Source organism: Nocardioides psychrotolerans (assembly GCF_943371775.1).
GTDB lineage: Bacteria > Actinomycetota > Actinomycetes > Propionibacteriales > Nocardioidaceae > Nocardioides > Nocardioides psychrotolerans_A.
In genome coordinates this window covers 21,937-28,963 of sequence record NZ_CALRWD010000058.1, presented here as the reverse complement: position 1 = coordinate 28,963, position 7,027 = coordinate 21,937, and the positions used below count along the sequence as shown (strand labels likewise).

Here is a 7,027-nt window from a genome sequence, read left to right as displayed (position 1 = left end):
CCGTCGCCGAGTCGACGGCGATGCGCATGCCGTCGGAGATCTCCATGGTGCGGTCCGGCTCGAGCCGCACGACCTGCCCGGCGCCGTACGTCGCCTCCCAGGGACGCGTCGACAGGTTGTGCAGGCCCCAGCGGGTGGCGTCCTGGGGGTGGGCGCGCACCTGGCCCACCACGACCGAGTCGTCGACGCCCGAGGCGAGGTGGTCGGTGCGCAGGGTCGCGAGGGGGCTGACCGCGACGGTGCGGCGACCGATCTTGAGGACGTACGGCGGCGCGAGCGAGGCGCCGCAGGCACGACAGGTCCGGTCGGGCTCGGCGAGGTCCCAGAACCCGGTCGCGCCACAACCGCGGCACGTGACCATGCCGTCGCGGAGCCGGTCCATCGCCTTGATCCACTGCCCCTCGGTGACCCGCTGCCCGGGGTGGTGGGCACCGGCGACGAAGGCCTGCACGAAGAGGTCCTGGAGGAAGCGGGGGTAGATCGCCCAGTACTGCTGGACGATCGCGGACGGCCGGTTGTCGTCGCGGGAGGGGTCCATGCAGAACACGGGCTCGGTGCCGAAGTAGGTGAGCAGCCACGAGGTGTCGCGCAGGCCGGCGTCGGTGCGGGCGCCCTCGAAGGGGTGGCCGAGGAAGAGCGTGTAGAAGAGCAGCACCGCCAGCGAGTGCCGGTCGGTGTCGGTGCTCGGGAGGGTCTGGTAGGTCAGGTCGCGCACGACCTCCGGGGCCATGAAGAAGGGCGTCCCGAGCACGCGGCTGGTGCCGTCGTCGACCCCCACGTTGTCGTTGTCGCAGATCAGCACGTCGCCGTGCTCGGGCTCGAAGAAGACGTTGCCGAAGGAGATGTCGCGGTAGCACATGCCCCGCGCGTGCAGGCGCAGGAAGCTGTAGCTCAGCTGGCGGCACATCGCGATGGTCGAGGCGAAGGACACCGAGAGCGGGTGGCCGTCGCGGTCGGTGTTGGACAGGAGATAGCTGAGCTCGAGGAAGCGGCTCTCCCGCAGGCGCATGACGTAGCCGAACGACGGCTGGTCGGCCACGCGCGCCATGCTGATCGGCCACAGGAACCGCTCGTGCGGCGAGCCGGACTCGACCAGGCGCTGCATCTCGTCGAACTGCTCCACGGAGGCGCACTCGGGGCGGTACCACTTGAGCGCGAGGGCCTCGCCGTTGGCGAGCCGGACCTCGTAGACGAAGCCCTGGCCGCCCTGCCCGAGGAGCTCGGTGATGTGGGCGCGACCCAGCGGTCCCAGGTCGACCTCGGTCCCGTTGGAGAGGCTCATGGGCGCCGGTCACCTCCGCTCACAGCCGTGGATCACGAGACGAGGAAAGCCCCCCGCTGGGAGCGGCAACAGGGTATATCCTCGCCACGGCCGCGGCATCGAAGGCAGGTGGAGCATGAGTGATCGCTTGGGTGGTGCCCTCGGGCGCAAGCCCCTGCACTTCATCTTCGTGCTCGACGTCTCCGGCTCCATGCTCCGCGGCGGCCGCATCCAGGCCCTCAACAACGCGATGGCCGAGGTCGTGCCCCACCTGCGCGACGAGGCCCGCGCCAATCCCCACGCCGAGCTGCTGGTGCGGGTCCTGGCCTTCGCCACCGAGACGACCTGGGTCGTCGAGGAGCCGACGCCGATCGAGCAGTTCCACTGGGAGCGACTGCCGGCGACGCCCAAGGGCTTCACCGAGCTCGGCAGCGCCCTCTCGGTCCTCGCCGAGAGCCTGCGCGAGATGGACAACGCCAGCGGCTACCCGCCCGCGATCATCCTCGTCTCCGACGGTCGTCCCACCGACAGCACCGGCATCAGCTTCGCCGACGGCCTCCAGCAGGTCCTCGACGAGCGGTGGGGCGCGGCCGCGATCCGGTTGGCGCTCGGCGTCGGCCGCGACGCCGACATGCACTCGCTGCGACGCTTCATCGGCAACGAGGACGTGCCTCTGCTGCGCGCCGACAACCCCCAGCAGCTGGTGGAATACATCGTCTGGGCGTCCAAGGCCGCCAGCCGCGGCGCCTCGCGGCCGGTCATCGGATCGGCCCCCGTGACCTACACCCCGCCGTCCGCCGCCGGGGGCGACCCGATCTGGAGCACGCTCGCATGAGCCGCCGCTGGACGGCCCTGTCCGGCACCCACATCGGCTCGGTCCACGTCCGCGACGGCCTGCCCCTCCAGGACGCCCACACCGTCCTGGTCACCGGCGGCACGGCGGTCGTCGCGGTGGCCGACGGCCACGGCCACCGGCTGCACTTCCGCAGCGACGTGGGGTCCGCTCTCGCCGTACGGATCTCCGCGGAGCTCCTCACCGCGGCGCTCCCCCACCTCACCGACCCGGCCACCGCGCCGGGGGTGCTGCGCGAGGTCGGCACCGAGCTCATCTCGCGGTGGACCGAGGCCGTCCACGACCACGTCGCCCAGCGGCCCTTCGCCGGTGACGACCTGCTGCTCGTCGACCCGACCGACCCGGGACAGCGCACCCGCCCCTACGGCAGCACGGTCCTGGCCATGGTCGCGACCGAGGCACTGCTGGGGGTCGTGCAGATCGGTGACGGCGACGCGGTCGTCGTGACGTCCGCGGGCACGGCGCTGCGCCCCGTCCCCGAGGACCCCGACCTCGACGGGAGCCGCACGACGTCGCTGTGCCAGCCCGACCCGGGAGCCTCGCTGCGCGTCGGGGCACTCGACGTGCGTGCCGAGGACCTGGTGCTGGGCTACCTCTGCACCGACGGCTTCAGCACCTCGCGCGTCGACGCCGACGGCTGGTGGCGCCAGACCGGGGAGGAGCTGGTCGACTTCGCCCGCCAGCACGGCTTCGCGTGGATCGAGGAGCGGCTGCCCGGGTGGCTGGAGGAGCCGGCGGCCATCGGCGGCGACGACACCACCTTGGCGCTGGTCGCCCTGACCTCGCTCGACCCGGGTGCCGATCCCGGGGCTACTGCTTCGGCGACTCCCACCACGCGATGAGGGCGTCCTGGTCGTTGGTCGGGTAGTAGGCCTCCATGTAGCACAGGCACGCGGTCTGGTCCCAGTAGCGCAGGACCCGGTCGCCGTCGGCGTAGGAGTCGGCGACCCGACCCTCGACGGCACCCGTGCCGAACATCCAGTCGGGCGGGCTGAGGATCAGCCCGTCGCGCCGGGAGTCGCGCAGGCGGACCTGGCGATAGTCGATCAGGTCCTTCTTGCTGGCCATCTTGGCGACGTAGACGACGATCTGTCGACGCGCCTTGCACCGGCTCTCCTCCAGCTCCCCCGGCGACAGCGTCTGGATCCGGTCGCACTGGTTGGGTCGCAGCCAGAACTGGGCGAAGTCGATGAGGTCGGGGTCGCTCATCCGCGACGGGTAGTCGACGAAGCTCCCCACGCTGCCGTAGACCTGCTCCAGCTCGTCGACCTCGACGTCGGCGCTGCCGCCCTCGTAGAGACCGCTCTGCAGCGACCCTTCGCTGTCCCAGTAGAGCGTCGGGCTCGTCGACTCGGTGTCGAAGCTGAAGATCACCCCGAAGGAGCCCTCGGCGTAGCGGCCGCCCACGTCGGTGTTGACGGCGCGAGACCGCGCCGCCTGGAGCTCGTCGAGGGTGTCGTAGGTCGTGAGCTCGAGCGTGCCGCGCGGGAAGGTGCAGGAGATCGCCTCCGCCTGCCCGGACAGTGCCGCGCCCTCGACGCAGTCCGACTGTCCCGTCGTGACGCGGGTGCCGAGGGCGGAGTAGCGCTGGTTGATCGCGTCGAAGGCCAGGTCCGGCCCTTCGGTCACCCCGTCGGTGGTGCCGTCCGTCGGCCCGTCGGTGGGCCCGTCGCTGGTGCGGCCGGAGCTCGGGTCGTCGTCAGGGCCGACCCGGGGCTCGTCGTCACCACCGGTGAACCGCAGGACGCCGAAGACGACCGCGAGGATCACCAGTCCGATCCCGGCGCCGATCAGCAGGGGCAGCAGGCCCTTGCCCTTCGCCTTCCCCCCACCCGTGCCCGGACCGGGCTGTGCGGGCGGAGGTGGACTGGACCACTGCCCCCCGGGTTGGGGCATCTGCTGGGGCATCTGCTGGGGCATCTGCTGGGGCATGAACGTGGCCATCGCCGGTGGAGCCGTCGGGGGCGGACCGGCGGGCGACATCATCGGTGGCACCGGGCTCGTGGGCGGCGGCACCTGGCTGGGCGGCGGGGGCACGGCACCCTGCGTGCGATAACGACGTACGTCGGTGTCGGTGACCCTCCCCACGGCGAAGCCGAGCACCGCGACCGCCCATCGGGAGCCGGCGACGTCAGCGCTGCCGCGGTCGCGGGCGAGGAGGTCGCCCGCCGACTCGATGGCGCGGGACGGCTCGGCGCCGCTGTCGATGGTCGTCAACATCCACTGGAAGGAGCCGAGGCGCACGGCGTCGACCAGCAGGTTGATGTCACCCGTCGACGCGGCCCCCTCGTCGAGGAAGTCGTCGAGGGCGGCCCGCAGCCCGTCGGCGTCGTCGAAGACGTCTCGACCGAAGCTCAGGCCCAGCTCGTAGAGGTTCTCGTGCAGCTCCATGCCAACCGGCTCCTCAGCCCTCGGGGCCCAGTGCCGCGACCCGCGTCGCCACGTCGGCCGCCGTGGGGGGTCGCATCGCCAGGTCGGCGTGGACGCATGCGGCGATCAACGAGGCGAGTCCGGGCGTGACCTCGGGGCGGATCGTCGGGCTGGAGGCGAGGATCGAGCGCACCAGCAGCAGCGGCTCGCGCGTCGGGAGGTCGCCGTAGACGCCGACCCCCGTGGCGGCGAAGTGGAGGCTCGCGCCCAGCGACCAGATGTCGCTGGCCCGGGACGCCTGCGCCCCCAGCATGATCGCGGGATCGGTGTACTCCAGGCCGATCTGGCCCATCCCGGTCACGACCATGCCGGGCGACAGCAGCTGTGAGAGCCCCAGGTCTGCCAGGCGGCCTCCGTCCTCGGCGATGAGGATGTTGGCGGGCTTGATGTCACGGTGCGCGATGCCCCGCTCGTGCAGCGCGTGCGCGGCCAGGGCGACGTCGGCCACGGCCCGGATCGCGTGGGCCCGGTCGAGGGTGCGCGCCGGCTGCTCCAGCGAGCCGAGCGGCAGGAACTCCATCGCGTAGAAGAAGTCACCACCCTGCCGACCGGCGTCGTAGACCGCCACGAGCTTGTCGGACTCGGCCAGGCTGAAGTGCTTGAGCTCGCGCGTCGCGCGGCGGAACGCGTCGTCGGAGGTCGGGCCGGAGATGACCTTGACGACGACCTGGGCGTCCCCGATGCCGAGGCGTGCGGGGGCGGTCGCGAGGTAGTTGGTCCCGTAGTTCGACACCCCGAGCGGCCGGACGAACTCGTAGTCGGCGATCCCGTGCACGAGGTCAGCATGGCACCAAACGCCCCTCAGGTCTCCGGTGAATTTTGCTCTCTTACCACCCGGTCCCAACAGGAGTACGGTCTGGCGCAGTCAGCGACGTCGAAGGGGTGGCCGTGATCGATCCGTCCGCCGGCACCGTGTTCCCCACACCGGGCGCCCAGAACTACCTGCCCTCCCAGCCCGCCGCAGGCGACCTGACCGACGCGCTGCTGGCCACCGACTGGTGGACCGACGAGCTCGTCGCGTCGGCCGGCATCCCCATCGTGGACGTGCCTTTCGTGTCCGTCGGGGGCGGCATCGGCAGCTTCGTGACGGCCGACTACCTGCGCATCGGCGGCGTCGACACCAGCCAGATCCGCATCCTCTCCGCGCTCGACCACCCGTGGGAGACCTACGAGTACCTCACCCGCGTCTCGCAGATCCCGCGCGGCGAGCGACTGCGCTCCGACTCCGCGTCCCGCCCCGACAACATCTGGGGCTTCCCGTCCTACGCCGTCAGCGAGGCCTGGCGGTCCAAGAACCCCGCGACCCTGTGGCAGGTCCTGGTCGAGCCGATCTTCGCCGACTTCTACACCCCCAAGGCCGGCTTCGTCTTCGAGCAGATCGAGCGCGAGGCCAAGCGCATCCGCTACGACGAGATGCTCGCCAAGGGCCTGGTCCGCGTCGTACGACGACGGGCCGGTGGCGGCTACTTCACCATCCTGACGCCTCCCGAGGGCGCCACCGCGACCAAGCGCCTGGCCTTCCGCTCGCAGTACGTCCACCTGGCCGTCGGCTACCCCGGTCTGCGGTTCCTGCCCGACCTCCAGGCCTACCGCACCGAGCACAACGACTACCAGCACGTGGTCAACGCCTACGAGTCCCACGAGCACGTCTACGAGCGACTGATGACCACGCCCAGCACGGTGCTCGTGCGCGGCGGCGGGATCGTCGCCTCCCGGGTGCTGCAGAGGCTGATGGACGACCGACTCCTGCACGGCGCCCAGACGACGATCGTCCACCTCTTCCGCACGTTCATCGACGGTCCCAACGACGGCGCCGGCTCGGCCAAGCCGCACGCGTTCATGAAGCGCAAGGGAGCGGACGGCTGGGCCTACCAGGGCTTCAACTACCCCAAGTCGGTGTGGGGCGGTCAGCTCAAGGCCGAGATGCGCAAGCTCGAGGGGGCAGAGCGCGCCGCCAAGTACAAGGTCATGGGCGGCACCAACACCCCCTACCGGCGCTACTGGCAGAAGCAGATGAAGCAGGGCCGCCAGGAGGGCTGGTACCAGCTGGCCATCGGCACGGTCGACTCCATGACGCCCCACCAGGGTCGGATCCTCAACCAGGTCAAGACGGCCCAGGGCACCTATCCGCTCGAGGTCGACTTCGTCATCGACTGCACGGGGCTCGAGGCCGACATCGCCGAGCACCGACTGCTCAAGGACCTCCTGGACCACGGCGGAGCCGGGCGCAACCCGGTCGGCCGGCTGGACGTCGACCGCACCTTCGAGCTCAAGGGCACCGCCTCCGGCAACGGCGTGCTCTACGCCTCGGGCGCGACGACCCTGGGCGGCTACTTCCCCGGCGTCGACACGTTCCTCGGGCTCCAGGTCGCAGCCCAGGAGATCCAGGCCGATCTCGCCAAGCGGGGCTTCGGCAAGCGGATCGGCACCGTCCGGTCGACCTCGCAGTGGCTCAAGTGGTTCTCCGGCAAGCAGATCTAGGA

At 71.1% G+C, this 7,027-nt stretch carries 6 protein-coding genes; 3 read left to right on the top strand and 3 right to left on the bottom strand.

Annotated elements, in window-relative coordinates:
- Positions 1 to 1,282: hypothetical protein (locus AAG827_RS15700; protein ID WP_341927085.1), on the bottom strand; the 1,282-nt coding region annotated here is incomplete at its 3' end.
- Between the two features lie 115 nt (positions 1,283 to 1,397).
- On the opposite strand from AAG827_RS15700, the gene AAG827_RS15695 reads away from it, so the two are divergent.
- Positions 1,398 to 2,096, top strand: coding sequence for a VWA domain-containing protein (locus tag AAG827_RS15695; protein ID WP_341927084.1), 699 nt, complete (start codon positions 1,398 to 1,400; stop codon positions 2,094 to 2,096).
- Entirely contained in the window at positions 2,093 to 2,956 is an 864-nt protein-coding gene (locus AAG827_RS15690) for a protein phosphatase 2C domain-containing protein (protein ID WP_341927082.1), read from the top strand. Before AAG827_RS15695 ends, AAG827_RS15690 begins: the two co-directional genes overlap by 4 nt.
- On the opposite strand, the gene AAG827_RS15685 is transcribed toward AAG827_RS15690, so the two are convergent.
- Both AAG827_RS15685 and AAG827_RS15680 read right to left on the bottom strand, forming a co-directional pair.
- A complete protein-coding gene (locus tag AAG827_RS15685; protein ID WP_341927081.1) occupies positions 2,925 to 4,505 on the bottom strand; it encodes a hypothetical protein in 1,581 nt (526 codons plus the stop codon). The two genes, AAG827_RS15690 and AAG827_RS15685, sit on opposite strands and share 32 nt — an antisense overlap.
- Positions 4,506 to 4,518: 13 nt before the next feature.
- A complete protein-coding gene (locus tag AAG827_RS15680) occupies positions 4,519 to 5,319 on the bottom strand; it encodes a serine/threonine-protein kinase (RefSeq protein ID WP_341927080.1) in 801 nt (266 codons plus the stop codon).
- Positions 5,320 to 5,432: 113 nt separating this feature from the next.
- Here AAG827_RS15680 and AAG827_RS15675 point away from each other — a divergent pair, with 113 nt between their 5' ends.
- On the top strand, positions 5,433 to 7,025 hold the full coding sequence (locus AAG827_RS15675) for a hypothetical protein (RefSeq protein WP_341927078.1): 1,593 nt from the start codon (positions 5,433 to 5,435) through the stop codon (positions 7,023 to 7,025).
- The last annotated feature ends 2 nt before the right edge of the window (positions 7,026 to 7,027 follow it).